We start from the raw sequence: 25,714 nt of genomic DNA, 5'->3' as shown, positions 1-25,714 counted from the left end.
CTATGCCCAAAGTCCATTTCGTGACCGATAATCTGGTGGTCGAAGTCCCCAAGGGGGCCAAAATTCCCGATGTGGTGGATGCCTCTGGGGCGAGTCTCCCCTTCGGGTGCCGGATGGGGAGTTGCGGGACCTGCCGGTGCATTATTGTCGAAGGGATGGAGAACTTGAATCCAAGGACGGAGGAGGAAGAAGAATTGTTCGAGACATTGACCTCCGTCGGCGCCGCCGAGCGCCTCGGATGCCAATTGGTTGTCCGGGGGGATGTGAAGATTAGGAGTTGAAGGCCGGGGAACGAAAATGATTTACAAAATGGGTGACATTTTTTTGGTATTCGTGCTACCTCGGCCTCATGTCCAAGCTTAAGGCCAAAACCGTCTATGCCTGCCAGTCCTGCGGTCACCAATCCCCCAAGTGGCTGGGTAAATGCCCCGACTGCAACCAGTGGAATTCTTTTGTCGAGGAGATCTTCAGCAAACCGGCCGGCACGGAACGGGGCGATTTTTTCACCCTCACGACCGAAACACCGGTGGCACTGTCCGAGATTTCCTTCGAAAACAAGAAGAGGCTTCTCTCAACCATCGGTGAACTCGACCGGGTTCTGGGGGGCGGCGTTGTTCCCGGTTCGCTTGTCCTGATCGGCGGCGATCCTGGTATCGGCAAATCGACGCTGGTTCTCCAGGCGCTTGATCGTCTGGTGCAAAACGGCGTCAGTGTCCTCTACGCCACCGGCGAAGAGTCAAAAGAGCAGATCAAAATCCGCGCCGACAGGCTCGGTATTTCTTCGCGCGTCATGGTCATTGCCGAAAACTCACTGGACCGGATTATCGAGCAGGTCAAGACGCTGAAACCCCAGATGCTGGTCGTCGATTCCATCCAAACCGTCTATCTTTCCGATCTCGAATCGGCCCCCGGTTCGGTCTCGCAGGTGCGCGAGTCGGCCGGGAAACTCCTTTTTTTGTCCAAATCAACCGGTCTTTCAACGATACTTGTCGGTCACGTGACCAAGGAAGGAGCGCTGGCGGGGCCGCGGATTCTGGAGCATATGGTCGACTGCGTCCTCTATTTTGAAGGGGATGCCAATCAGCACTACCGGGTTCTGCGCACCATTAAAAATCGGTATGGTTCCACCAACGAGATCGGTGTTTTTGAGATGACGCAAGCGGGACTTCAAGAGGTGGAAAATCCCTCCAGTCTTTTTCTCTCCAATACGGCGGAAAAAGTTGCCGGTTCCGCCGTTACCGCATCGCTCGAAGGTCTACGCCCGCTGTTGGTCGAAATTCAGGCGCTCGTTTCCGGATCGGTTCTCCCCAATCCGCGCCGGACCACTTTGGGGGTCGACCCGGGACGGGTGGCGATTCTTGTTGCTGTTCTCGAAAAAGTGGTCGGCTTGAACCTCTACGGACAGGATATCTATGTGAGCGCGGCCGGCGGTTTTAAGGTGGTGGAACCGGCGGCCGACCTGGCCATCTTGGCGGCGCTGGTATCGAGCTTTAAAAACCGCCCCTTTCCCAAAGAGACCTTAGTTATCGGCGAGGTGGGGCTCTGCGGCGAGGTGCGGGGGGTGCATGGCACGGAAATCCGCCTGAAAGAGGCTGAAAAAATGGGGTTCAAAAGGTGTATCCTTCCGAAAACAAAGAAGATTTCAGGTGTCCCTTCCCACATGGAAATGATCTACGTACAATCCCCGGAACAGGCGCTGGAGGCGTTGTTTTAGTCTCTGACAGGTTTTTTTCTTGAGGCCTAAAGGAAGGGTGTGGTAGTAACGCCGTTCAATTTGAGAGAGGGATTTTATGAGAGAAAAAATTCATCCCGAATATCACGACATTAAAATTGTCTGTTCCTGCGGCAACGTCATCGAAACCGCCTCGACTTCCAAACAGATCCATGTGGAAATCTGCTCCGCCTGCCACCCCTTTTTCACCGGCAAGCAGAAATTGATGGACACCGCCGGCCGGGTTGAGCGTTTCCAGAAAAAGTATGCGCAACGCGAGGAAATTTTGAAGAAGGCCAAACAAAAGGGGCCGCGCACGATCACGATTAATTAGCTGTTTTATTGTCAACAATAATCCCGTCTCGTCCGCTCTTCAAGGCGGATGGACGGGATTTTTTTTACTATGTTCACACGACTCGACCAAGTCGAAAAAAAATACAAGGCGTTGCACGAGCGGATGGCCGACCCGTCCCTCCACGCCAACCCGGCGGAGCTTCAAAAACTGGCGCGGGAAGAGGCCGCCTTGCGCCCGGTGGTTGAAACCTACCGCGTCTATAAAAGGAAAAAGCGGGATCTCGAGGACAACAAAAAAATGCTGGCCGAAGAAAAAGATGCGGGATTAAAAGAGATGGCCCGGGAAGAAATTGAAAGGTTGGAACCGGAACTGGCCCAAATGGCTACCGCGCTTAAAATTCAGCTTCTTCCGAAGGACCCCAACGACGAAAAAAACATCTTTTTGGAAATTCGCGCCGGTACGGGAGGGGAAGAGGCGGGTCTTTTTGTCTCCGATCTGTTCCGCATGTACAGCCGGTACGCGGAACGCAGGAGGTGGAAAGTGGAGATTGTCTCCTCAAACCCGACAGGGCTCGGCGGCTTCAAGGAAATGATCGTCCTCATTTCGGGAGACCATGTTTATTCGCATCTCAAGCATGAAAGCGGTGCCCATCGTGTTCAACGGGTTCCCAAAACCGAGGCTCAAGGAAGGATTCACACCTCGGCGGTGACGGTGGCGGTGATGCCCGAGGTGGAGGATGTGGAGGTGAATGTGGAGGACAAGGATCTGCGGATCGATGTCTTCCGCTCCGGGGGCCATGGCGGGCAGAGTGTCAATACGACCGACTCCGCCGTACGCATCACGCATATTCCCTCCGGTCTGGTGGTGGTTTGCCAGGACGAAAAATCACAGCACAAAAACAAGGCAAAGGCGTTAAAAGTCCTCAAGGCCCGGTTGTACGATCAAATGCTGACGACTCAGCAGGATGCCGAAGCCAGGCAGAGAAAAGAACAGGTCGGGAGCGGCGACCGGAGCGAAAAAATCCGGACCTACAATTTTCCGCAAAGCCGGGTGACCGATCACCGGATCGGGTTGACCGTTTATCAACTCGAGACGGTTTTGGATGGCCGGCTCGACCTGATTCTGGGGCCCCTTCAGGCGCACTATCAGGCGGAGGCGCTTAAAAGCGGTGGATAGTGGATAGTGGATGGTGGATGGTTTTTTTCGATCCACGATTCACAATCCACGATCCACGTTGATCTTGTGTCATCTTGGACCCTCATCTCTCTGCTAAACTGGACCACCGACTATTTCACCCGGCGCCAAATCCCCACGCCGCGGCTGGATGCCGAGGTGCTTTTGGCCCATCTGCTCAATATTGAAAGGATCCAACTCTATCTCCAGTTCGAACGTCCGATGTCCGAAAAAGAATTGTCCGACTTCAAGGCGCTGGTCCAGCGACGGGTGAAGGGGGAGCCTGTTTCCTACATCCGCGGATTCAAGGAATTCTGGTCGCTGTCGTTTGCGGTTGGCCCCGGGGTGATGGTGCCGAGGCCGGAGACGGAAATTCTGGTTGAGACGGTTGAGGGTCGAAGGTCGAAGATCGAAGATGGAAGGTCGAAGATCGAGATATTAGATGTTGGTACCGGGAGCGGGAATCTTGCAATTACCCTGGCCAAAGTATTTCCCAATGCAAAAGTTACGGCTATTGATGTGTCGGAGGATGCCTTGAAGTACGCGAAAGAAAATGCTGTCGCCAACGGCGTTCAGTCCCGGATTGAATTTATCAAAAATGATTTTTTTACGATCCACGATCTTCGACCTTCCATCTTCAATCTTCTTGTCTCCAACCCCCCCTACATTCCCACCAAGACGATCGAGACCCTGCCGGCCGGGGTCCGCGATTACGAACCGCGAATCGCCCTGGACGGCGGGGCCGACGGCCTTGATTTTTACCAAAAGATCGGGGAAACTGCGCCGCGTCTCCTAAAACCGGGCGGTTGGCTTGCGGTGGAGATTGGCGAGGATCAACCGCGGGCGGTGAAAGAGATTTTTGAAAGGGCAGGGTTGTCGGACATCGAAGTGGTTAAGGATTATGCGGGATTGCCAAGGGTGGTGATTGCATGGACAAAATAATCATCGACGGCGGACGCCGCCTTCACGGCAAGGTAAAAATTTCCGGCTCCAAAAACGCGGCCCTGCCGCTGATGGCCGCCTCCATCCTTTCGCGCGGCCTCAATGTCTTCGAAAATGTCCCCGACCTGATGGACATTCACACCATGGCCCGACTCCTTCACGGATTCGGCGTGGAGGTCAAGGAAAAACGGGGCGTGCTCAAAATCCGCGCCGACAAAATCAAAAAAGCCGAAGCCCCTTACGATCTGGTGCGCACCATGCGCGCCTCGGTTCTCGTTCTTGGCCCCCTTCTTGGCCGGCTTGGCCATGCGCGCGTCTCGCTCCCCGGCGGGTGCGCCATCGGGGCGCGGCCGATCAACCGGCACCTTAAGGCCTTCGAAGAAATGGGGGCGAAGATCCGCCTCGAAGGGGGTTATGTGGAGGCCGCCTGCCCCAAACTGACGGGGGCGCGGATTGTCTTTGATGACATCACCGTTACCGGAACCGAAAATGTGATGATGGCGGCGGTTTTAGCCAAAGGCGCCACGGTTATCGAAAACTCTGCGCGCGAACCGGAGGTGCCGGAGCTGGCTAATTACTTGAACCGGATGGGGGCGCGGATTACCGGCGCCGGGACTGATACGATTACCATCGAGGGGGTCGATGAACTCAACGGGGCAGACTACAAAATAATGCCCGACCGGATTGAGGCGGGCACCTTTGCCATTGCCTCCGCCATGACAGGGGGGGATGTGCTGGTGCAAGGGGTGGCGCCGGAGCATATCTCTTCCCTGATCGCCAAACTTCGCGAGGCGGGGGGGGTGATTACGGAGGAGGATCATTCCATTCATGTCATCGGTCCCCGCGAGGTCAAAAATGTGGATGTTTCCACCCAGCCTTACCCAGGCTTTGCCACCGATTTTCAGGCGCAGTTCACTTCCATGATGTGTCTGGCCCGCGGCACAAGCCTTGTCTCGGAGAATATCTTCGAAAACCGGTTCATGCATGTGGCGGAGCTCAACCGGATGGGGGCCAACATCAAACTGGATGGCAATTCGGCGGTGGTGACCGGCGTCGAACAGTTGATCGGCGCCCCGGTCATGGCCACCGACCTCCGGGCCTCCGCCTGCCTCATTCTGGCCGGCCTTATGGCCAGGGGGATCACCGAAATCCACCGTGTCTATCACCTCGACCGGGGTTACGAGCATATCGAACGGAAGTTCCGTAAATTGGGCGCCCGGGTCAAAAGGGGCAAAGTTAAGTATTGAATCCCACCTGTATTTGAATTAAAGTCCTAAAATTGTCTAATTTTATATGAAAATCCTCCGCACCACCGACCGCAATTTTCGGTACGATTTTGGGAAGGTTTATCACCGAAACGTCGAGGTTCCGGAATCGGTGCAAAAGAGTGTCGCCGCGATTTTGGATGATTTAAAGCGGATCGGCGACGAGGCCCTGTTCAAACACACCGAAAAATTCGACCACTATTCGGTCAACATTAAAACCGTCGAGGTCCCTTCCAAAGAAATGTCTTTGGCCGCCAGAAAACTTGATGCAAAGGATTTGCAGGCGCTTAAAACAGCCGCCAAACGGATTGAGGAATTCGCCGGCCATCATCTGGAAAAATCGTGGGAGTATGCGAAGGATGACGTCTCGCTGGGGCTTCATTTTTCCCCGCTCGAACGGATCGGCATCTATGTCCCCGGCGGAAAGGCCGCGTATCCTTCCACCGTTTTGATGACCGCCATCCCGGCCCGGGTGGCCGGGGTGAAGGAGATCATCATGTGCTCGCCGCGCCCTGGCGGCGAGGTGAACGATGCGGTGTTGGCGGCGGCCAAGATTGCGGGGGTGGGCCGGATTTTCAAGGTTGGTGGTGCGCAGGCGATCGGCGCCATGGCCTACGGCACCAAGACGATTCCGAGGGTGGATAAAATTGTCGGGCCCGGAAACATCTATGTCACCTGGGCCAAAAAGATGGTCTTTGGCCAGGTGGATATCGACATGATCGCCGGGCCGACCGAGATTTGTATTTTAGCGGATGGAAGCGTTCCGGCGGAGTTCATGGCCGCCGATCTTCTGGCACAGGCGGAGCATGACGAAATGGCCTGTCCCCTGCTCATCACCGACAATTCAAACTATGCCAGCCGGGTGGAAGGGGAGGTGCGGCGCCAGCTGATCCGCATTGAACGGAAGGCGATCGCCTCCGAGTCGATCCAGAAGCGGGCGCTCATTGTTCTTGTGAGAAATCTGCAGGAGGGGGTGGATCTGGTCAACGAGGTGGCGCCCGAGCATCTGGAGCTGGCGCTCAAGGAGGCAAGATCTTACGTGCCGAAAATCCGCCATGCCGGGGCGATTTTTGTGGGGGAAAATACTCCGGAAACGATCGGCGACTATATTGCCGGACCCAGCCATGTTCTCCCGACCATCGGGACGGCGCGGTATTATTCGGTGCTGACCGCAAGCGATTTTATCAAGGCGACCAGCGTCATCTCGTTTGGCCGAAAGGCGCTGGGAAAACTGGGGCCCCCCGCCGCCCGCCTCGCCCGGCTTGAGGGATTGTCCGCTCACGCCCATGCCGTCGAGGTAAGGTTGAAAAAAGCGAACCATCGGGCTTGACCCGTGGTGAGCGCGGGGTTTGGCCCGCCACAAAGTATTGGCGGGCGAAATACATCAACGCGAGTAGCAACAACCGGGCCGAAAGGGCCCCAAGTCAAATGCAGGGCGCCCAGTCAAAAAAGTACCTCTCCATCTGTAACGACGACCTCTGCCATCAAACCGTTGGCCTGAAGGCGACGCACATCAGCAAGGAAAAGGGGATTTGCGAACTGGAATTAAAACCGTGGCACATGAATTTTGAAAACTGCTGTCACGGCGGGATTCTTTCGTTTCTGCTCGACACCGCGATGGGCTTTTGCGTTTATCCCCACCTTGAGGCGTCGGAAAACATCCTCGCCATCGACTTGAAGATCAGCTACCTCAAGGCGGCAACGATGGAGATGAAGAAGCTCAAGTGTGTCGCCAACCTCGTCTCCCGCACGCGCCGTCTGGCGGTCTCCGAAGGGGAGATCCTTTCGCCCAAGGGGGAGATTCTCTGCAAGGCGCTGGGGACGTTTGCGATTTTGAAGAAGAAAGATTCTTAGAACCCCTGCTGTTTCAATTTTTCCCAGATTTTTTTGCTCTTGGCCGGCGTGATACGGTTAAAAAAAAGATTGAGTTGTTCGAGGTAATCGAGTTTTTTCCTTACCGAAAGTCCCTTGAAATATTTGATGCGTTCCATGTCGATGTCATCATTGACCCTGATTTTTAGATTCCCGTGTTTCATAATTTAGCCCTCTGGATTTTTCTCAACACATTGATATCGATGGCATCCCTGTCTCTGCCGGCCGTTTCTTTGAGTCGAATCAAATCGGGAATGCCCACAACCGGTATTCGGAGCGTCCCCTCTTTCATCGTGACACGGTTCTTGTGCATTTTATCAAAATCAATCACATGATGAATCATCACATCGATATGTTCCATCGGGTTCCGGGGGTTGTAAACGCTAAAAACCTTCATGTTTTTGTGCTCGATCCAGTCTGTTCTCTTGGCGGGATCGGCAAAATCCTCAATTTTGACAGGCAACCTCGGAACCAGGCCGAGCTTTTTCGTGACTTTGACAAACTTGGCTATTTCGACATCCGTTAACGATAACGCAATGTCGAGATCGCCTGTAAATCTCGAGAAACCATGGAGGTTCACCGCCACGCCGCCGATGACGACATATTTAACCCGTTGCTGATTCAGCGCTTTGAAAATTCTTTCGAAAAGCATAGGAAACCCATCATAAGCAAATTATGTCGAAGAGGAAACCTTTTTCGGACAAGCAAATAACGGTGGTTCTCGTGGAACCCAAGCAGGCGGGAAACGTGGGGGCCTGCGCGCGGGCGATGATGAATTTCGGGTTTTCGGAGCTCCGTTTGGTGAATCCGCTTGCCGATCCGGAAAGCCGCGAATGTCTGGAACGGGCGATGACGGCGGCGCCGATTATTCAACGGGCCGAAATATTCGATTCCACAAAAGAGGCGGTTGCCGATTGCCGCCAGGTTATCGGAACGTCGGCGCGGCGGCGGAGGTTGAGATTAAATTGGCTGACGACAAGGGAATGGGGGACCCAAAAAAATAATCAAAAAACGGCGCTTGTTTTCGGTCCCGAAGAACGAGGCTTAAGCAACGCCGATCTTCTCCTCTGTGATGGGGTCGTGACCATTCCCATGGCCTGCAAATTTCCATCGCTCAATTTGTCCCACGCTGTTACGGTTCTTTTGTATGAGCTGTTTTTTGCGAGGAAGTCGATAAAGGCCGATTTTATCCCTGAACGAAAACCGGCACCCTCCGAAAAACGGGAGGCCTTTTATGACCATTTGCAGGAGGCGCTCCTGTCCGTCGGTTTTTTAAATCCCAACAGTCCCCATATTGCCATGCAGGAAATCCGCAATATCTTTGCCCGCGCCGAATTGGATGCCCGCGAGGTGAACATTTTACGGGGGCTCTGCCGGCAAATTCTGAACAAAACCAAATAATTCATTTGACGTAATTTGGCGTCATATGACATAGGTTGCTCCAACCTGTTTATTTTAATCGCTTTTTAGGGAGGACACCATGAAGGCGCTCACGGTACGGATTCCTGACAATCTGGACGAACAGTTCACGGAATTTTGTCGCAAGCGGGGTTATAAAAAGGGGGGGTTCATCTTAAGTCTTCTTGAGCGGATTCTCGCTCAATATGCAGGAAAGTCTCTGATTCAGTCTCAACAGACCCCGGTCTATCGGCCCGCCGCCGATCGCGATCCTCTGGCAGGAATTGAAAAATTGTTGGGCAAGGACTTTTGACTCTCTTTGTTTGCTCAAAAGACTCTCTTTGTTTGCTCAAAAAACAATCTTTGTTTGCGGCGCCGATACCGGCGTGGGCAAAACTTATGTCACCGGGGCGCTGTGTGCTTTCCTGAACAGTAAGGGAATCCGCGCCGGGGCGTTCAAGCCGTTGGAGTCAGGATGTGCGGCAAGGGGCCGCCACATCAGGCGGGCCGATTCGGAGTTCCTCAAAAAAACGGCCCGTATGCCCGAGCCGCTGGATGTCATCAATCCCTATTATTTCAAAGAACCTCTGGCCCCGGGGGTGGCGGCGGCCCGTCAAGGAGTCAGGGTTTCATTTGTCCGAATCAGGAAAAATCTTCGGGGCCTCCAGAAAAAATACGATGTGATTTTCATCGAGGGGGCCGGTGGGCTTTTGGTGCCGGTGGCGGGGAAGAAGACAAACCTTGATCTGATCCGTTATCTGAAAATCCCCGTTCTGGTCGTGGCGCGGCTTGGGCTGGGAACGATCAATCACACCCTTCTTACGCTTGAGCATTTGAAAAGAAACCGGGTCCGGGTTTTGGGAGCGATTTTGAATCAGACCTCGAAGGGAAGGACGATTGCGGATAAAACAAATCCCGATGTATTGAAACGATACGGAGCGCCTCTTTTGGGAGTCTTTCCGTATGTCAGTCCGGCGCGTCAGTGAAAATGCCGGTACAAATTTTGGGCCGGGACGTGATTCAATCTGACCGGCTCATCATAACCCGGTGTTCGTTGAAGGTCGAGGACAAGGGCGATATCGCCGTCGATGCCCGTGTCTTCGATGTTGAAATAGAGGCCGGAGGTCAGCAGTTGATCGCCGCCATCCACTTTCCCGTCTCCGTTTACGTCGTAATAAATATCTCCCCCTCTTTCCCATATTGAAGCCGGATCGGCCGGCGCCAGAAAATCCCGGTACTCTTTGACGGCAACGGGGGCCAGTTCGCAGGAGCCGTAGTCTTTGTCATCCGCGTCGATGACATGATTTATTTCCTCTCCCCCATACCGGTAGGTATGCAGGACAACCGATCCGTCGTCATTCATCAGTTCACAACGCTCCCCGTTTTCACCAATATAAATGTCGCCCGCATCGGGCCCGTTGTGGTCCGTGTCGATGAAACTGATTGTTTCATCCTGTCCCGCGGAATTTTTTGCCGTGGTGGCAAAAATGAAATTGCCGCCCAAGTCGGTTTCAAAAGATGGGAAGGAATGGAGGTTTAGGGTCATTGATTTTTCTCCTTTCTGTTTCACTTTTTATTGGAAGCAAATTGCGTGCCAGAAAACAAAGCATGTCAGCCCGTTGAATTTCAATACAGTAATTTTTCAGTCTGAATTAATAAGTGGGGAGAGAAGTCCCTCTCCACTTTGAAATAGCGGTTTCCGCACCCAATAGAACACGATAACAAAGGTCTTGCATTTCCCCCTTCGCTTCAATACACAGCGTAACGATGGACAAGAAAACTCTTTATGTTTCTTTCTTCAACGCGCTGATCGGGGTTCTTGTCAGTCTGCTTTTGAAGGGGAACCTGATGATCGGCGTTTTGATCTTTATCTTCCTGCTCACCATTCTCTGGATCGAACGGCGCTGGGCCTTCGAAAAAATCTTTCGGAAAAAGGTATCGTTTGCGGTTGTCGGCTATGCCGTTTTTTTTCTGGCGGTGGCAGGCGTCTTAAGTCTTCTGACCCGGTCGAACCGGGATTCCGCCGTGATTGTAAAGCAGGTGGGCGTCTATCTGGATCATCTGAAACCCGATGAGTACAAGGCGGCCTACGGCCTCCTTTCCGCCATCTCGAAAAAAAACTATTCGGAGGCAAAGTTTGTCTCCGATCACCGGCGGGTCGGCATCAATGTCCAGGATTATCGGATCGACAAGGTGACGATCAACGGCTTCGACACGAACAAGGCGGTTGCCGAGGTCTCAAGCCCGTTTCTTCTTTATGGACAAGACACGCTCGCCCTCGACCTGGTCAAGGAAGGTCCGGAGTGGAAGATTGTCCTTTCGCCAACCATGGTTGCCTCCTCCTCCCGCCCCTCTTCCCCCGGCCTGCCTACGGGTGAAGAGAAGGAAAAGAAAAAGAAGGGGCGCGGCAAGGTCTCCAATTTCTTCAGGTCGATTTTTTAATACAAAGGCCCCTTTACTTCGCATCCTCCGGAATCCGCATCCCGTAGAAGGAACGGATTACGAACCCGAGGCCGATCGAAAAAAAGGCGATGGCAATGGCCATTTTGGTCTGTGGCGACTGCATTGTCACGGCGATTTCCACGGCCAAAAGGCCAAAGAGCGTGGTGAACTTGATCACCGGATTGAGCGCCACCGACGAGGTGTCCTTGAACGGATCGCCCACGGTGTCGCCGACAACGCTGGCAGAATGGAGCGGCGTCCCTTTTTGTTTGAGATCCACTTCGACAACTTTCTTGGCGTTGTCCCACGCCCCGCCGGCGTTCGCCATGAAAATCGCCTGATAGAGGCCGAAGAAGGCCATCGCAACCAGATAGCCGATGAAAAAGTAGGGATTGAAGAAGGCCAGAGAAAGCGCCATGCAGAAGATGACGATAAAGATATTCACCATCCCCTTTTGCGCATAGACGGTGCAAATCTCGACCACCTTTTTGCTGTCCGCGAGGGACGCCTTGTGAGACCCCTCGAGTTTGATGTTTTCTTTGATAAACACAACGGCCCGATAAGCGCCGGTCACCACCGCCTGCGTCGCGGCGCCGGTAAACCAGTAGATCACGGCGCCCCCCATCAAAAGACCCAGGATTACAGGGGCCTGAACGAGGCTTAAATTGGCAATGACGTTGCCATAGAGTTTTTCCAGAAGGAGGATGATGCCGAACACCATCGTCGTCGCGCCGACAACGGCGGTGCCGATCAGCATCGGCTTGGCGGTCGCCTTGAATGTGTTTCCGGCGCCGTCCCCTTTTTCGAGCGAATGTTTTGCGTTTTCAAAATTCGGCGCAAAGCCGAAGTCTCTTTTGATCTCTTCCCTGATTCCCTTCCGTTTTTCGATGAGCGACAGCTCATACACCGACTGTGCGTTGTCGGTGACGGGGCCGAAGCTGTCAACCGCGATCGTCACCGGCCCCATTCCCAAAAATCCGAAGGCGACCAGACCGAACGCGAAAATCGGCGCGGCAAAGGCAAACTCGACCGGCATAACCCCCAAAAGGGCGGGATGCAGGGACATCCGATAGGCGACAAACATCAGGCCCAAAATCAAAAGCCCCTCCCAAAAAGCCGAAAAATTTCCCGCCACAAACCCGGAGAGGATGTTGAGCGAGGCGCCCCCCTGCCGACTTGATGTCACCACCTCTTTGACATGCTTCGAATGGGTGCTGGTGAAGATTTTGGTGAATTCGGGAATCAGCGCCCCCGCCGCCGTGCCACAACTGATGATCACGGAGAGGACCCACCAGAGCGGACCGTGGTTTTTCAAAAGCGCATGGCTCGCGGCAAAGGTGACACCAATCGAGATAATGGAGGTGATCCAGACCAGGTTGGTGAGCGGATGTTCAAGGTTGAAATCTTTTTTATTCCCGAAGAGCGCTCTGCTCAAGGCGTTGTTGAAAAGATAGGAGACGAGCGAGGTGAGAATCATGAGAATACGCATCGCAAAAATCCAGATGATAAGCTGGGCGCAAATCTCGGGGCTTGCCACCAGCGCCACCGCCAGAAAGGCAATTAGCGCCACACCGGTCACGCCGTAGGTTTCAAACCCGTCGGCGGTGGGGCCGACAGAATCGCCCGCGTTGTCGCCGGTGCAGTCGGCGATCACGCCGGGGTTTTTCGGATCGTCTTCGGGCAGATTAAAAACAATCTTCATCAGATCGGAGCCGATGTCGGCGATCTTGGTGAAGATCCCCCCGCAGATGCGAAGCACCGAGGCGCCCAGCGATTCTCCGACGGCAAAACCGATAAACGAGGGGCCGGCCAGCTCCTTGGGGAGAAAAACAAGGATGCAGATCATGAAGAAAAGCTCCACACTGACAAGCAAAAGGCCGACGCTCATCCCCGACTGGAGTGGAATGGTGAAGGTGGCCATCGGGTTTTTGTAGAGCGAGGCGAAGGCGGTGCGGGAGTTGGCCTGCGTGTTGATCCGGATGCCGAACCAGGCCACGCCATAAGAACCGAGGACGCCCAGGACCGAGGCCGCCAGAATAATTGCGACGTTTTTAATAGGGACATGTTGAAGACCGGCAAAATAGTAGGTGATGCAGGCGCCGATGAGTATCCAGAGGACCATCAGAAATTTTCCCTGCTGAAACAGGTAGGTTTTGCAGGTCTCCCAGATGGTCTGCGAGACCTCCCGCATGGAGGAGTGAACCGGCAGAGCTTTTGTCTGCTTGTATTGATACAGGCCGAACAGAAGACCGATGACGCAGATGACCAGCCCCCAGTGCATGAGGGTAACCCCCAGGATATCTCTTCCAAACAGATTGAAACTGACGGTGGCGAGGGCTTCGGGTATATGAATGTCCGCCTCGCCGGCAAAGGCGGGGAGACACAAAATAACAAGAGATGCGCATACAGCGCCCAACAGAAAGAAAAACCGGTTGTTTTTCATGAGTTCCTCCACTAAAAAAGTGATTTCTGGTATTAAAATTGACGCTTGAAGTCAAGGAAACATTCAAAGTGAAAAAAGTTTTCTCCATCATCACTATGGGCATGATCCTTATCGGCACCAAAGTCCCGGCGGCCGGACCGAAAATGACCCTTCTCGACTGCTTTCAGTCAGCGCTCAAAAAAAGCGAGACGATTCCCATCTCCGATGCCGAAATCACCGCCGCGCGCGGGCGCTACGCGCAGGCGCTGGGGAGTATCCTGCCGCAACTCTCCATCAACGCCAGCGAGTTTTTGCAGGACACCAGCGGCAATTCTTCGGCCGACTCCACCATCGGCTCCACCTTTACCCGCTTTAGCCGTCCGGAGGTGGCGATTACGCTCAATCAACCGATCTTTCAGGGGGTGCGCGCGGTTTCCGCCCTGAAAATGGCAAGCGCCGACCGGGCCCGGCAGAATTTTTTGCGAAAGGACGCCGAACGCCTCCTCTTTCAGGATGTTTCAGCCGCCTTTTACGTCCTCGCAAAGATCGAGCGGGATATTGCAACCACGAACCGGATTCTTCAGGCTGAACGGTCGCGCCTTTCCGAGGTGCGCAAGCGGGTCGATCTCGGCAAGTCGCGGACAAGCGAACTTCTGGCGCAGGAAACCGACCTCTCCCTTCTGGAAGGGGAACTGGAGATAAAAAAGGGGAAAAAACGGATCGCCTATGAGATGATGTCTTTTCTGACCGGCCTCGATCCACAGCCGCCCATAGAGATCAAAAATTATCCCACCGGAAATCTGAAGTCGCTGGACGACTATGTGTCTGCCGTCTCCAAACGGGACGACATCCTTGCTATCCAAAAAAACGCGGATATCGCCCGCGGAAATGTGGGGCTTAAAAAAAGCGACCTCTACCCGCAGATCGACGCCGAAGCGAATTATTATCCCTACCGCGTCGGCTTTCAGAAAGAGATCAAATGGGACGCCCTCTTCACTTTAAACCTCCCGATCTTCAACTGGGAAACCTATGGCGCACTTCGCGAGGCGAAGGCAGAGGCCAAAGAGGCGGAACTGGAGGCGGGGCGCGCCGGGCGTCAGGCTGTAAGCGACGTGAAAAAGGCCTACGCCGCCTATCAATCGTCCAAAAACCGGTTTGTCCAATTTTCACTGGCGGCAAAGAAGGCAAGGGAAAGTTATCTGGCCCAACTGGATGATTTCCGCCTTGGGCTGGTGAACAATCTGGACGTGATTCAGTCGCAAAAGATCTGGCTGACTGCCCTAAGAGAGCACGACTCCGCCGAAATCCAGTCGCGGATCGACTGGACGACCCTTCAAATTACGGCAGGAGTGGCGCCATAATGAGAAGGGAGTTCTTTTAGTGGAGCAATTTTTGCTCCCCGCCGCGCGCGGGCCGCAGATGGTCCAAGCCGGCAAGTACGGCTTGTAAAAATTGCGGAACCAAAAGAACTCCCTTCTCATTACAAGAAGAAATGACAACACTTTCCGACATTTCGATAAAAAACTCCGTCTTCGCCTGGATGCTCATGGCGGGGCTGATTCTTTTCGGGTGGATCGGCTTTGCCGGCATGGGGATCAGCGAAATGCCCGACGTCGATTTTCCGGTGGTGACCGTCCACATCACTTACGAGGGGGCCGCCCCGGAGATCATGGAGACCGACGTGGTGGACATCATCGAGGACGCCGTGATGAGCGTTCAGGGGATCCGTTCAGTCTCATCCACTTCCAGCCAGGAAAGCGCAACCGTCAGCATCGAGTTTGAACTGGGGCGCGACATCGACGCCGCTCTGCAGGAGGTCCAGACAAAAATCGCCCAGGTTCAAAGGCGCCTCCCGCAAGACATCGACCCGCCAACCGTAGTCAAGATCAACCCGGAGGACCAGCCGATCATGTGGGTTGCCCTCTCCTCGGACAAGGGCCTTCGCGAACTGATGGAATATGCCCGCGATCATTTGAAAGATCGGATTCAAACCGTCAGCGGCGTCGGCGAAGTGATGTTCGGCGGCTACGTGGAGCCGAACTTAAGGGTCTGGATCGATCCCGATAAACTTGCGTCCCACGAGTTGACGGTGAAGGATGTATTGGACGCCATCGAAGCCGAGCACATCGAGGTTCCGGCCGGGCGGATCGAGACGCCGACCCGCGAAATCAACGTCCGCTCGATGGGAGAAACGATGACGCCGGAGGCGTTCGGTAACATCCGGATCGACAAACGGGGGGGCACCCCGATCTACCGGCCCATTTATATCAAGGATGTGGCTGTCGTGGTTTTGGGGCTGGACGAAATCCGCCGGATCAGCCGTTCCAACGGCATTCCGGCCATCGGGCTCGGCATCAAAAAACAGCGCGGGGCCAACGCCGTCCGCGTGGCCGAAGGGGTAAAGGAAAGGCTGGAGGAGCTGAAAAAAAATCTCCCCCCCGGTTATTCGCTCGCCGTAAATTTCGACACCACCCGGTTTATCAGGGACACCACCAACGAGATGAAGTTCAGCCTCGTTCTCTCGGCGCTGTTGACCGGCGTTGTCTGCCTTCTCTTTCTCGCCTCGTGGGGGGCCACCTTCAACGTCTGGCTCGCCATTCCCACATCGATCATCGGCTCGTTTCTCTTCCTCTATTTTTTCGGATTTACGCTGAACACTTTCACCCTCCTCGGATTGATTCTCGCCATCGGCATTGTGGTGGATGACGCCATCATGGTTTTGGAAAACATCGTCCGGCATCAGGAGATGGGAAAAAGCCCCCGTCAGGCGGCCATCGACGGCGCCCGCGAGATCACCTCGGCCGCCGTGGCCACCACACTGGCGGTGATCGCCATTTTCATCCCGGTGATTTTCATGAAAGGGATCATCGGAAAATTCTTTTTCCAGTTCGGCATCACCATGTCGGTGGCGGTGGGGCTTTCGCTCATCGAGGCGCTGACACTCACCCCGATGCGCGCCTCCCTTTTTCTGGCCGTTCACCCTGAGCGAGCGAAGCGAGTCGAATGGGTCAACCGGGCCTTCGGAAAAATGAGTGTCGCCTACAAACGTTGGCTTGAAAAATGCCTCGATCACCGCTGGAAGGTGATCCTTGGCGCCACGGCCCTCTTTGCCCTTTCGTTTGCCCTTCTCCCATTTTTGAAAAAGGAGTTTGTCCCGGCCCAGGACCAGAGCGCCTTTTTAATCAGACTGCAGACGCCGCTCGGCTCCTCCATCAATTTTACCGACGAAAAATTAAAACAGGTCGAGGTCCTTTTGGCCAAACGCCCGGAGATCCGGCGCTATTACGTCGCCATCGGCGGATTCGGCGGCGGCGAGGTGAACACCGCCATGTCCTTTGTCAGCATGCTCCCCAAAAAAGAGAGGCCGGTCGATCCGAAACTCCACCATCGCCTCTCGCAGTCCGAGCTGATGGGGATTCTTCGCGGGGAGATTTCAAAAATACCGGATCTCAAGCCGGTGCTCCAGGACCTTTCGACGCGCGGCTTTACGGCTCAACGGGGATTCCCCATCGAGTTCACCGTTCGCGGCCCCGACTGGGAAAAGCTAACCGGGGTCTCGCAGGAACTCCTTCACAAAATGGAAAAGAACCCCGCTTTTGTCGACGCCGACACCGATTACCTCTACGGCCAGCCGGAGATTCAGATCACGCCCCTCCGCTCGCTGGCGGCCGACCGGAAGGTGAGCATGGAGGTGATCGGGCAAACCGTGAATGCCCTGGTCGGCGGCGTCCGCCTGGGGAAATTCACCGAAGGCGGCCACCGGAGCGACATCCGCGTCCGGCTTGACGAGTCCGCGCGGCAGACCGCGGAAGACATTTCGCGTCTGATGGTGCGAAACGAAAACGGCGAGCTGATCCGCCTTTCGGATGTGGTGCAGATCAAGGAGCATGAGACGTTGAAGAGCATCACCCGGAAGGATCGCGAACGGGCGATCGGCATCTTTGCCAACGTGGCGCCCGATTCATCGCAGAGCCGGGCGCTGGCCGAGGCGGAAAAGCTGGCCAAAGAGACGCTCCCTGAAGGATACCGGATCGTCCTCTCCGGTTCGGCCGAGACCTTCAAGGAATCGTTCTCCAGCCTCTTTTTTGCCCTTTACCTCGGCGTGATTGTCGCCTACATGGTGTTGGGGACGCAGTACAACAGTTTTCTTCACCCCATCACCGTCCTGCTCGCGCTCCCTTTTTCCATCTCCGGGGCGTGGGTCGCCCTCTTTTTCACCGGAAAATCGTTGAGCATCTTCAGCTTCATCGGGTTGATTTTGCTGATGGGCATCGCAAAGAAAAATTCCATCATGCTGGTCGATTTTACCAACAAGCGCCGGGCCGAGGGGATGAAGCTGAAAGAGGCGATCTTGACCGCCTCGCCCCAGAGACTGCGGCCTATTTTGATGACAAGCCTCGCCACGCTGGCCGCCTCCGTCCCTCCCGCGCTGGCCTTGGGCCCCGGCTCGGAGACGCGGGTCCCAATGGCGGTGGTGGTGATCGGCGGGATTTTTGTCTCGACTCTGCTGACGCTGTTTGTCGTCCCCTGCGCCTACAGCCTTTTGGCAAGGTTTGAACGGCGGCATATCGACGTGTGACAATCGCCGCGCAAGCTTTTTTATTGCGTTCTTGCAAAAATTTCGGGGAGGGCCTCCGCGGCGTAAAGGGGGCAGGTGGCTATGGACGGTTATTTCTTAAACCCATTAGCTTTAAAGTCTACAAGCTCCGGAAGATTGAGGGTGTCCAGCTTTGGTATAACCGTTGTCTTCACAAATTCATTGAATTCGGTGCGTGAATGAGTGCGGCCGTAATCGATGCTCAATGCGGCCAGATAATACAGAGAGCGGTAATTATGCCTCAAATCTTTTTTCCGTTTACCGGTGGAAGACCGGTTCGGGTCCAACAATTCCGTTTCCTCCTTGATGAGTCTGTTTTTCAGGCGCTTTTGTCTTTTTGGGCGCAGTTTCAATTCATACGAAATGGCCTCATTAAATTCCGCCCTCATCAGGCCCTGCCGGGTTTTTTCGCGGCATTTTTCCCATAGAGAAGCTGTCTCTTCATTGTCATTATTTATCCCAATAAGGAGCTTTGCCAGTTTGTCCAAGGTGAGGTGCCAGTCAATATTTGGGGAGTAGAATGGATCGTGGGGATCCGCCTTATTCATCATAAAAATTTCCGGGTCATCCTGTGGGAAAAGCAGTTTGCTTAAAACCGCTCCGGCGGCAAATGCCTGAAACTGCGCGTCCAATTCGGTCATTCGCGTTTTTTTAAAATCCTGCCATCGATGGAAGGCTTCGTGTAAAAGAGTGTCCACAGCGGAAGGGGAATAGTAACCCGCCGCATTTTGCTGACTATAAAGCATGATACGGTCACTCTTCGGATCATAAATCCCCTCCGCGTTACTTCTCTCAACAGACTTAAGTAAAGAGCCGTCTGCGGCGCCAAAGATGACTTTCCCCTCTTTCAGGTCATTGAGCGTCAGTCGGGTAAACTCGTCAAGTTCCTGAAGAAAGGGCTTATTGAGTTTGGCGAGATTGCTCAATTCCCCATGTGCAATCGTGAGATAAACGCCCAGCAAAAGAGACTGGAAAATAACCGAGGGATCCGTGACCTTCTTTCCTTCCACATAAACACGAATAAAAGAGCTCGCCTCTTCCGGATTCAGATTATTTTCCTTCAACAGCGCCGCCAGCGGGTCATAAAATTCGCGCCAATTGCCCGCAAAAAATTTATTTTGGCTGTCAAGGGCAACCAGTTTCTTGAAGTTTTCTTCTAGCGCTAGCCACGATTGAAGTGGAAAAACCGGTCTCTTATCGGTGGAACCGGAAGCAATTTGTCCACAAAGCATTTCAAGATCACCGGCCATCGGGCTTCGGATGGGCTGAAAATTTTTTGCGACTTCGCGACACATCAACCGGGCTTTTTCCGATGAGACGGCGCTGTCAATTTCTTTGAAAGTCGAAGCCATCAAATCAACGATCTGTTCATCCGAATGGGAGGCTAATTCGCGGAGGCCGCACATGAATATGTCATCACTGGAGATATTTTGAGGGATGAGATCGCTTGCCGGATCCAGGTATTCGAGGCGGCCTAAATCGATTTTATCCGTCGAAACCGAGGTTCCCATACAAATCTTCCCCTTCAATTGACGGCCGGTCCTATCTCACCCTTTTGCGGATGGTTACGTTGCCTGCTCCTGGTTCATTTATCGTCACTCTGACAATAAAGTTGCGTCCTTTCGAGTGATTATTAAATTTTTGTTAGTAACCGACGGTGATCAAACTGCTTCCCATTCCTCTGGGCCATGAGTAAGATTCCGCCGTATGCCCTCAAACTCGATTCTTGAAGTTATCGGTTCTCCCCTCCAGCGAGGTCTGTCCCAAGGAGAGGCCTTTGCCTCACAAAAAGAAAAATATTTCGCCGCCATGAAGAACTACCCGAATCTCCCGCCGTGGATTCGGCCGCTGGTGTTGCCGGGCCTTGTGCGCTTGTGGCTTCGACATCGGGGAAAGGGGGTGAAAAATCTTATCCTTCCGGTTCTTTCGCGCTCTTTTTCCGGAGACTGGGAATCGCGGCTTGAGGGAATGGCGCAAGGCTTCGGTATGAGCTTATACGAGGCCTACGGCTTCAATTCGGTGGAGATTCTGACAGCCAAAACGCCCGTGGAAGAGGGATGCACTTCGCTGGCCTTTTCCGCAGGCATGACCGAAGAGAAAACGCCGATTCTCGCCTACAACCACGACTACATCTCCATCTTTGCCCCTTTTTTGATCGTCCGGCGAAACCGGGTGGCAGCGCCACCGGCACTGGAAAATCTTTACGCCTCGCTCTCTCTCACCTATCAGCCCGCCGTCGGGGCGATTGCCGGCGTGAACGAAAAAGGGCTGGCGGTCAGTTTGAATCACGGCTACACAACCGACGAAATCCGGCCCGGCGTTCCGCTGGCCTTTCTGGTCCAGACCTGTCTCGACCGGTGCGCCTCTACGGCAGAGGCGGTGGCGCTGATCAAAAAAATTCCGGTCCCCTGCGGCGGGATCATGACCTTTGTCGATGCCTTTGGCGATTGCGCGGCGATGGAACTGGCTCCTTCGCGCCGCGCCCTGCGCGAGATGACGGATGAGCCGCTCTTTTCGTTTAACCAGTATCAGATGCACAAAATGCAGTCGGTGGAAATTCCACAAAACGCGGTCTTTCCCTGGTGGTTTTACCCCGTTCTCCTTCGCGGAAAGAAATTTCACCAATTCAACCGGGCAAGAAAAGAGCGATACGAGGCGTTGGTTAAAAAAGGGAAAAAATGGTCCCGGGACGGGATCATCAAAATCCTCTCCGACCACGGCGCGGAAAACAGGCCGGGGCGCCTGACGATCTGCAGGCATCAGCCGGAAACAGCCGATACCGTGGCCTCGGCGCTGATTTATCCGGAAAAAAGGAAAATGGAAATTTGCGTTGGGAACCCCTGCCGCAATGAATATCGGCGGTTCGCGCTTTAAATCCCTTGTCGCAACAATTCACTCTCGGCGTCTGCTTTCGGTTCCATCGGAACTCGCGGTCTATCTAATCGCCACTCTATTTGACCATTGGGTTTAATAATGTTCCGATTGGCGATGTTCATTTCGGTGCGCTCAAACAGCCGATGGAGCCTCAAGACAGCCGCTCGAGACCGAATTGTTGCTTTTTATCTCCGCGACAGCCGTTTTTTCTTCACATAGGCCCAGATTTTTTTGGTCATTGCGCTGGGCGCCAGGGGGGATGAGCCGAAGACTTTCTCGACGCTATCCTTGCAACCCCTGAAAGTGATGGTGTAACCCCCAAAGGCCTTCCTTTTGCTTGCTTTCTTAGCCATTGATTTCTCCTTTTGTTGGAATGGGAAGGGGTCCGCCAATACAACGCGGCGGATGCCCTATAGGGGCAAATTGTAAGCGGGGCGCGATCGAATTACAAACATTTTTTTCAAGTTTTTTCACGAGCACCCCGTTGTCGCCCCGCAACTGTCGCATTTGAGACAGCTCCCGTTCCGAAGAAGCGTGAGTTGCCCGCATTCGGGACAAGGGTCCCCCTCGTACCCTTTCAGGCGCGCGACACGAAGACGATCGGCCGCCGTATCGAAGGCCCTGATGGCCGTTTGATAAGGGACCGTCATGGGAGAGGCTTCATCGGCATGCGAATGACCGTTGCCGTTCCCGTTGCCGTTTCCATTGGATTTAGGAGCCTCCTCGGGGACTTTGTGAATCTCCGGCCCAACCTCCGGGACGGGGGCATAAACCTCCGCCGAAATCGTTTGCAGACCATCGGCAGATGCCTCTGCAGTTGACACCTTTCGCACCGAAACCACCTCTTCTTCCTTGTATTCCTCCTCGGTCTCATGCTTTCGCACGGAAGTGTTTCGCAGATCCTCCGGATGGATGTGCACCAGATCGTAGCGCCCCAGATAGTTCATCGCCAGTTCGCGAAAGATGTAGTCGATCACCGACGTGGCCATCTTGATATTGTCATGCCCCTTCACGATCCCGTTGGGCTCGAACCGGGTAAAGGTGAAGGCATCGACGAATTCTTCGAGCGGAACGCCGTATTGCAGGCCCACCGAAATGGCGATGGCAAAGCAGTTCATCAGGCTCCGGAAGGCGGCCCCCTCCTTGTGCATGTCGAGGAAGATTTCCCCCAGCGATCCGTCATCGAATTCGCCGGTGCGAAGATATATTTTGTGTCCGCCGATTTCCGCCTTTTGCGTGTAGCCGTCCCTGCGGTTGGGAAGGGTGCGCCGTTTGGCAAGATAGCGATAGACCATCTTTTCCACGACGGCCACCGGCGCTGTCGGCGCCATTGGCGCCGGCGCTCCATCCCTTTCCTTCGTTGCCTGATCCAGGTCTTTGTACAACTCCTGTGCCACGCTGTTCAACGGTTGCGAAAGTTTGGAGCCGTCGCGGTAGAGGGCGTTGGCCTTGAGGCACATCCGCCACGATTTCAGGTAGGCCTCCTTCACATCGTCGATTGTGGCCTCGTGCGGCATGTTGATGGTCTTGGAGATGGCGCCGGAGATGAACGGCTGGGCCGCCGCCATCATTTCGATATGGGCGCCGGTTTTGATAAAGCGGGCGCCGTACCGGCCGCACCTGTTGGCGCAGTCGAAGACCGGATAATGTTCGGGCCTTAAATGCCGCGCCCCCTCGATGGTCATCGTGCCGCAACAATAATCGTTCGCTTTTCCAATTTCCGCGTCGGAAAAACCGATTTCCTTCAAGAGATTGAAGGAGGGAGAATTGTAGACTTCCGCGGAAATTTTCAACGTCTCCTTCAAAAATTCCTCCCCGAGCGTCCACTGGTTGAAGGCAAAGGTGATATCAAAGGCGCAAAAGAGCTGGTTCTCGAGCGCAAGGAGAATCTCGTCGGTGAATCCCTTGGCCTTCAGGGTTTCGTGATTGACAAAAGGGGCGCCCCGAAGCGTCCCGGTGCCGCGGCAGTATTGGACGATTTCCTCGATCCGGGCGGCGGTGTAACCGAGACGCTTGAGCGCCGGAGGGACACTTTCGTTGATAATCTTGAAATAACCCCCTCCCGCCAGTTTTTTGAATTTCACCAGCGCGAAGTCGGGCTCGATGCCGGTGGTGTCGCAATCCATCACCAGACCGATGGTGCCGGTGGGGGCGATCACGGTGACCTGTGCGTTGCGATAGCCGTGTTTTTCGCCGCCGGTCAGCGCGCGATCCCAGGCCCCGCGCGCGGCAGACAAAAAATCGGCCGGGCATTCCCGCGGATCGATTCCCACCGGAATAATGGTCAGCCCCTCATATTCTTCGGGGGGGGCATTATTGGCGGCGCGCCGATGGTTGCAAATCACCTTGAGCATCGCCTCGCGGTTTTCCCTGAATTTGGGAAAGGGCCCCATCTCCCGCGCCATCTCGGAGGAGGTCGCGTACGCCTCGCCGCTCAAGATGGCGGTCAAGGCCCCGCAAATGGCCCGCCCCTTGGGGCTGTCGTAGGGAATTCCCTGAATCATGAGAAGCGCCCCGAGATTGGCATAACCGAGGCCGAGGGTTCGGTATTCGTCGGTCATCCGGGCAATTTCCCGGCTGGGGAATTGCGCCATCAGAACCGAAATTTCCAGAATGATTGTCCAGAGACGGATGGCATGCCGGTAGGCTGAAAGGTCGAACTGTTCCTTCTCCTTGTTGTAGAAGGTCATCAGGTTGAGCGAGGCGAGGTTGCAGGCGGTGTCGTCCAGGAACATGTATTCCGAACAGGGATTACTCGCGGTGATCCGCCCCCCGTTGGGGCAGGTGTGCCATTCGTTGATCGTCGTGTCGTACTGGATGCCGGGGTCGGCCGAGGTCCAGGCGGCATACGCGATGTCCTCCCAGAGTTTGCGCGCCTTGACCGTTTTGGCGGTACTCCGGTCGGTCCGGTTGACAAGATTCCAGTCGAGGTCGTTTTGCACCGCTTCCATAAATTGGTTGGCGACGCGGACCGAATTGTTGGAATTTTGCCCCGAAACGGTCTGATAGGCCTCCGAGACCCAGTCGGTGTTGTATTCGCGGAAGTCGATGGCGGTGTACCCCTGCCGGGCGTAGTGGATGACCCGGTCGATGTAGTTGCGCGGCACCTCGTGGAGAAGCGCCTGGTGGACCGCCTCTTTCAAAACGGCATTTTTCCTGATATCAAACCGGGCGACAGGGTCGCCGGCCATATGTTCAGAATGACACGCCCGAATAATGCAATTCAGGTCCTTCTGCAAAAGCCGCGAGCCGGCTACCAGCGAGGCAACCTTCTGCTCTTCAACCATCTTCCAGTTGATGTACTCCTCGATGTCGGGATGGTCGATGTCAACCACCACCATCTTGGCGGCGCGCCGGGTGGTGCCGCCCGACTTGATGGCCCCCGCGGCGCGATCGCCTATTTGGAGGAAACTCATGAGCCCCGAGGAGCGGCCGCCGCCGGAGAGCCTTTCTCCCCGGCCCCGGAGAGCCGAAAAGTTGGAGCCGGTGCCGGAGCCATATTTAAAGAGCCGCGCCTCCTTCGTCCAGAGGTCCATGATCCCCCCCTCGTTGACGAGATCGTCCGTGACCGACTGGATGAAACAGGCGTGTGGCTGTGGGCGTTCATAGGCGCTTTTGGATTTTTCAACCGTTCCGGTTTTGGGATCGACGTAATAGTGCCCCTGACTGGGGCCCTTTAAACCGTAAGCAAAATAGAGGCCGGTGTTAAACCACTGCGGCGAGTTGGGGGCCGCCATCTGGCGGGCCAGCATGCAACAGGTTTCGTCGTAGAAGGCCCGGGCGTCTTCTTTGGAATCGAAATAACCGTGCCTCTCCCCCCAGTCGCGCCAGCAACCGCTCATCCGGTGAAATACCTGCCGGGCGTCATTTTCCGAACCGGCAGGGCCGGTGCCACTGGTAGCACCGGTTGCCCCTGATTCCTGCGGCACACCGGTCTTGCGGAAATATTTTTGGGCGAGGACATCGGTGGCCACCTGTGACCAGCTTTCGGGAACGACAACATTGTCCATGTGAAAAACCACCGACCCGTCCGGGTTTTTGACCTCCGACCGGCGGGTGACAAACTTTATCCCCTCGTAAGGTGAAGCTTCCTTTTTTGTGAAAAAACGATGAATTTTCATATAAACAGACCTTTTCCTTTTTCTCCTCCCCTTAGGATTAAGGAGAGGCCGGGAGGGGTTATCCCTCCCTCTTTTTTTAAGAGACAAAAACCGCTAAAATGTCTGGAAAATGGAGTCCGATTGAGCTAAAAAACACAATATATTGTGTATCTTGTTGCATTGAACCACAACCCTTTGGGGTCAGCAAGGAATTTTTTCGGTCGTGGATTAACTTCTTGAAAAGTAAAAGAAAAAAAATTCAAAAAAGGGTAATAAAATCGGCATGATGCACAGTGTCAAAAAAATTATAGAGTAATTTCAACGGATTAAAATGCAAACTCTCCATTTGGTCCGCCTCCGGCGGATTCAGGCCGCATCGGCGCCGATGGCCTCCACCGGGCATTCTTCCAAGGCTTGATGGCAGAGCTTTTTCTCTTCCTCATTTTCCGGTTGTTTATAGACATACGAAAAACCCTCGTCGGGATTTTGCTTGAAATTGGCGGGGGCGGTGGTCCGGCAGAGGTCGCAGTCGATACACTGGCTGTCGACAAACCAGCTTCCGGTCACGTTGTCTTTGACCTTCTCTTCCTTGTTTGCCATAGATAAATAACCCTCCTTGCGGG

Annotated in this window: 23 protein-coding genes; 15 read left to right on the top strand and 8 right to left on the bottom strand. The window is 54.5% G+C overall.

Translation table 11 applies throughout. The features are described from left to right. Positions 1-2: 2 nt before the first annotated feature. From HYU99_07140 to HYU99_07105, 8 genes are all read left to right on the top strand, one after another. The gene (locus HYU99_07140) at positions 3-281 is read left to right on the top strand and encodes a (2Fe-2S)-binding protein (protein MBI2340119.1); all 279 of its coding nucleotides are present in this window, start codon (positions 3-5) and stop codon (positions 279-281) included. 68 nt (positions 282-349) lie between these two features. Beyond that, a complete protein-coding gene (gene radA, locus HYU99_07135) occupies positions 350-1,714 on the top strand; it encodes a DNA repair protein RadA (GenBank protein MBI2340118.1) in 1,365 nt (454 codons plus the stop codon). Between the two features lie 76 nt (positions 1,715-1,790). Beyond that, entirely contained in the window at positions 1,791-2,045 is a 255-nt protein-coding gene (gene rpmE / locus HYU99_07130) for a 50S ribosomal protein L31 (GenBank protein MBI2340117.1), read from the top strand. A gap of 69 nt (positions 2,046-2,114) precedes the next feature. After that, on the top strand, positions 2,115-3,182 hold the full coding sequence (gene prfA / locus HYU99_07125) for a peptide chain release factor 1 (protein ID MBI2340116.1): 1,068 nt from the start codon (positions 2,115-2,117) through the stop codon (positions 3,180-3,182). A 66-nt stretch (positions 3,183-3,248) separates the two neighbouring features. After that, complete coding sequence (gene prmC / locus HYU99_07120) at positions 3,249-4,121, top strand: peptide chain release factor N(5)-glutamine methyltransferase (protein ID MBI2340115.1); 873 nt, start codon at positions 3,249-3,251, stop codon at positions 4,119-4,121. Then, positions 4,109-5,368: a UDP-N-acetylglucosamine 1-carboxyvinyltransferase gene (gene murA / locus HYU99_07115; protein MBI2340114.1), complete on the top strand. Its 1,260-nt coding sequence runs from the start codon at positions 4,109-4,111 to the stop codon at positions 5,366-5,368. The genes prmC and murA overlap by 13 nt, the downstream gene beginning before the upstream one ends. 46 nt (positions 5,369-5,414) lie before the next feature. Continuing rightward, positions 5,415-6,716 (top strand): histidinol dehydrogenase, encoded by a 1,302-nt coding sequence (gene hisD, locus HYU99_07110; GenBank protein ID MBI2340113.1) that lies wholly within the window; start codon positions 5,415-5,417, stop codon positions 6,714-6,716. A 98-nt stretch (positions 6,717-6,814) separates the two neighbouring features. Then, the gene (locus HYU99_07105; GenBank protein ID MBI2340112.1) at positions 6,815-7,240 is read left to right on the top strand and encodes a PaaI family thioesterase; all 426 of its coding nucleotides are present in this window, start codon (positions 6,815-6,817) and stop codon (positions 7,238-7,240) included. Here the strand turns inward: HYU99_07105 and HYU99_07100 are convergent. Together HYU99_07100 and HYU99_07095 are read right to left on the bottom strand one after the other, a co-directional pair. Then, positions 7,237-7,422 carry a hypothetical protein gene (locus tag HYU99_07100; protein ID MBI2340111.1) on the bottom strand — a complete coding sequence of 62 codons (186 nt, stop codon included), beginning with the start codon at positions 7,420-7,422 and terminating at the stop codon, positions 7,237-7,239. The genes HYU99_07105 and HYU99_07100 overlap by 4 nt on opposite strands. Continuing rightward, a complete protein-coding gene (locus HYU99_07095) occupies positions 7,419-7,910 on the bottom strand; it encodes a hypothetical protein (GenBank protein ID MBI2340110.1) in 492 nt (163 codons plus the stop codon). The genes HYU99_07100 and HYU99_07095 overlap by 4 nt, the downstream gene beginning before the upstream one ends. Before the next feature lie 23 nt (positions 7,911-7,933). Between HYU99_07095 and HYU99_07090 the strand changes: the two genes are divergently transcribed. The 3 genes from HYU99_07090 (at position 7,934) to bioD (ending at position 9,642) form a co-directional block, all read left to right on the top strand. Further along, positions 7,934-8,659 carry an RNA methyltransferase gene (locus HYU99_07090; protein ID MBI2340109.1) on the top strand — a complete coding sequence of 242 codons (726 nt, stop codon included), beginning with the start codon at positions 7,934-7,936 and terminating at the stop codon, positions 8,657-8,659. A 79-nt stretch (positions 8,660-8,738) separates the two neighbouring features. Continuing rightward, positions 8,739-8,969 carry a hypothetical protein gene (locus tag HYU99_07085; protein MBI2340108.1) on the top strand — a complete coding sequence of 77 codons (231 nt, stop codon included), beginning with the start codon at positions 8,739-8,741 and terminating at the stop codon, positions 8,967-8,969. Between the two features lie 10 nt (positions 8,970-8,979). Then, complete coding sequence (gene bioD, locus HYU99_07080; GenBank protein ID MBI2340107.1) at positions 8,980-9,642, top strand: dethiobiotin synthase; 663 nt, start codon at positions 8,980-8,982, stop codon at positions 9,640-9,642. On the opposite strand, the gene HYU99_07075 is transcribed toward bioD, so the two are convergent. Beyond that, positions 9,636-10,202 carry a hypothetical protein gene (locus HYU99_07075; GenBank protein ID MBI2340106.1) on the bottom strand — a complete coding sequence of 189 codons (567 nt, stop codon included), beginning with the start codon at positions 10,200-10,202 and terminating at the stop codon, positions 9,636-9,638. The genes bioD and HYU99_07075 overlap by 7 nt on opposite strands. Positions 10,203-10,423: 221 nt before the next feature. Here HYU99_07075 and HYU99_07070 point away from each other — a divergent pair, with 221 nt between their 5' ends. Continuing rightward, on the top strand, positions 10,424-11,098 hold the full coding sequence (locus HYU99_07070; GenBank protein MBI2340105.1) for a hypothetical protein: 675 nt from the start codon (positions 10,424-10,426) through the stop codon (positions 11,096-11,098). A 13-nt stretch (positions 11,099-11,111) separates the two neighbouring features. On the opposite strand, the gene HYU99_07065 is transcribed toward HYU99_07070, so the two are convergent. Beyond that, positions 11,112-13,541, bottom strand: coding sequence for a sodium-translocating pyrophosphatase (locus tag HYU99_07065; GenBank protein ID MBI2340104.1), 2,430 nt, complete (start codon positions 13,539-13,541; stop codon positions 11,112-11,114). 68 nt (positions 13,542-13,609) lie between these two features. Here HYU99_07065 and HYU99_07060 point away from each other — a divergent pair, with 68 nt between their 5' ends. Both HYU99_07060 and HYU99_07055 read left to right on the top strand, forming a co-directional pair. Beyond that, on the top strand, positions 13,610-14,881 hold the full coding sequence (locus HYU99_07060) for a TolC family protein (protein ID MBI2340103.1): 1,272 nt from the start codon (positions 13,610-13,612) through the stop codon (positions 14,879-14,881). 131 nt (positions 14,882-15,012) lie between these two features. Next, complete coding sequence (locus HYU99_07055; protein MBI2340102.1) at positions 15,013-18,099, top strand: efflux RND transporter permease subunit; 3,087 nt, start codon at positions 15,013-15,015, stop codon at positions 18,097-18,099. A gap of 89 nt (positions 18,100-18,188) precedes the next feature. Here the strand turns inward: HYU99_07055 and HYU99_07050 are convergent, their stop codons facing one another. Next, entirely contained in the window at positions 18,189-19,367 is a 1,179-nt protein-coding gene (locus tag HYU99_07050; GenBank protein ID MBI2340101.1) for a hypothetical protein, read from the bottom strand. Positions 19,368-19,824: 457 nt separating this feature from the next. Between HYU99_07050 and HYU99_07045 the strand changes: the two genes are divergently transcribed. Continuing rightward, the gene (locus tag HYU99_07045) at positions 19,825-20,991 is read left to right on the top strand and encodes a hypothetical protein (protein MBI2340100.1); all 1,167 of its coding nucleotides are present in this window, start codon (positions 19,825-19,827) and stop codon (positions 20,989-20,991) included. A 185-nt stretch (positions 20,992-21,176) separates the two neighbouring features. Here HYU99_07045 and HYU99_07040 read toward each other — a convergent pair whose 3' ends face one another. The 3 genes from HYU99_07040 to HYU99_07030 form a co-directional block, all read right to left on the bottom strand. Beyond that, positions 21,177-21,344 (bottom strand): hypothetical protein, encoded by a 168-nt coding sequence (locus tag HYU99_07040; GenBank protein ID MBI2340099.1) that lies wholly within the window; start codon positions 21,342-21,344, stop codon positions 21,177-21,179. A 117-nt stretch (positions 21,345-21,461) separates the two neighbouring features. Beyond that, a complete protein-coding gene (locus HYU99_07035) occupies positions 21,462-25,112 on the bottom strand; it encodes a vitamin B12-dependent ribonucleotide reductase (protein ID MBI2340098.1) in 3,651 nt (1,216 codons plus the stop codon). A gap of 345 nt (positions 25,113-25,457) precedes the next feature. Further along, entirely contained in the window at positions 25,458-25,691 is a 234-nt protein-coding gene (locus HYU99_07030) for a ferredoxin (protein ID MBI2340097.1), read from the bottom strand. Between the last annotated feature and the right edge of the window lie 23 nt (positions 25,692-25,714).

It is taken from the genome of Deltaproteobacteria bacterium (assembly GCA_016183175.1).
Taxonomy (GTDB): Bacteria; UBA10199; UBA10199; order UBA10199; family SBBF01; genus JACPFC01.
This window is presented reverse-complemented; position numbering and strand designations above follow the sequence as displayed.